Annotated in this window: 1 protein-coding gene; it reads right to left on the bottom strand. The window is 35.0% G+C overall.

Annotated features, from left to right (window positions below; genetic code table 11):
- Positions 1-668: 668 nt before the first annotated feature.
- Entirely contained in the window at positions 669-914 is a 246-nt protein-coding gene (locus T489_RS0112285) for an Lpp/OprI family alanine-zipper lipoprotein (RefSeq protein ID WP_031580308.1), read from the bottom strand.
- Positions 915-1,337: the final 423 nt, after the last annotated feature.

The raw sequence follows: 1,337 nt of genomic DNA, 5'->3' as shown, positions 1-1,337 counted from the left end.
ATTTCAGCTCATGAATTCAGCGAGTGCCCACACAGATTGTCTAGATTCGTTTTTAAAGAACTTTTTGTTTTTCGCTGTGCTCAGCGAGTGATGTGTATTTTACTTTTTTCTTTAGATTCGTCAACACTTTTCTGAATATTTTTTTAAATATTGTGTATTTTGTTCATAAATTAAACAGATTTAACAAAAAAATCTAATTGACATGGTCAGCAGTGCAATTAAATACCTCTGCAAAATAACAGCATACAGATGCATATATCATCTGTAGTCTCATGGTAAACACTCTTACTTTGATTATACAAATTTACTTCAGAAAGAACTTCACATAAAGATCTGTCATAAGATTCACAATATCGGGAAACCAAATCTCGGCTGAACACAACTCCCGTTATACCGGAAAATACGTTAACTCACCAGAATGCACAGCACCGTATGCACAGATGATTCATCTCAAAGAATTATCTCCGTGATAAACAAGAATGCTCAGATGAAACAGGATGAAAAAACCGAAGAACATGAATATCGTTAGCTCAGAACAGATATGATGATATGGAGTTTGCTGACAGGATGACTGTAATATAGCGCGCCATACTCAAAATTGAAATATCTCCCCCAAAAAAATAAAGGGAGCGGAAGCTCCCTTTAATAACCATTCTTTAAGTAAAAAATTACTTCTTGTACTTGTTAGAAAGGTTGTCTAAACGTTCGTTAGCACGTACAGCTTCGTCGTAAGCAGCCTGAGCCTTTGAAGCAGTCTGAGCCTGGCTAGACTTTAAAGCTTCAACGTCGTTAGAAAGAGCTTCAACCTTGTTTAATAAAGCGTCAACCTTCTGGTTTAAAGCAGAAGTGTCAGAGCAACCAACTAAAGCAGCACCTAAAGCAACGGTACCTAATACAACTTGTAACTTGTTCATGAATTTCTCCAAAAATTACTATATGTAATGATAGAAACTTAACTCATCTATCACTTAACAATGTTGCATTATAAACAATATTAATATCAGTGTCACTAATTATTTTTGCTTAAAAACCGATCGACGGTCGATAACCTTCATTGGAATAGAATTTTATTGAATAATATATAGATAAACTAGTATATAATCCCAAGTTTACCAAACAATTCAAAATATCACACTTTTACGAAGCAGAAGTTGTTTATAAAATTTTTTGTATCTTATTTTTAAGGCAGAAGTTTTGATTTCCACATACGAAAAGAGGGAGCTTTAAAAGCTCCCTCTAAATAAAAAATGCCTGGCAATGACCTACTCTCACATAGCGAATGCTACACTACCATCGGCGTGACCGCTTTTCACTTCTGTGTTCGGAATGGGAACAGG

This window comes from Ruminobacter sp. RM87 (assembly GCF_000701925.1).
GTDB classification, from domain to species: domain Bacteria; phylum Pseudomonadota; class Gammaproteobacteria; order Enterobacterales; family Succinivibrionaceae; genus Ruminobacter; species Ruminobacter amylophilus.
This window is presented reverse-complemented; position numbering and strand designations above follow the sequence as displayed.

What these genes read in the sequence shown, in the direction of transcription:
- T489_RS0112285 (WP_031580308.1), bottom strand. Translation starts at nt 914, where the DNA reads ATGAACAAGTTACAAGTTGTATTAGGTACCGTTGCTTTAGGTGCTGCT.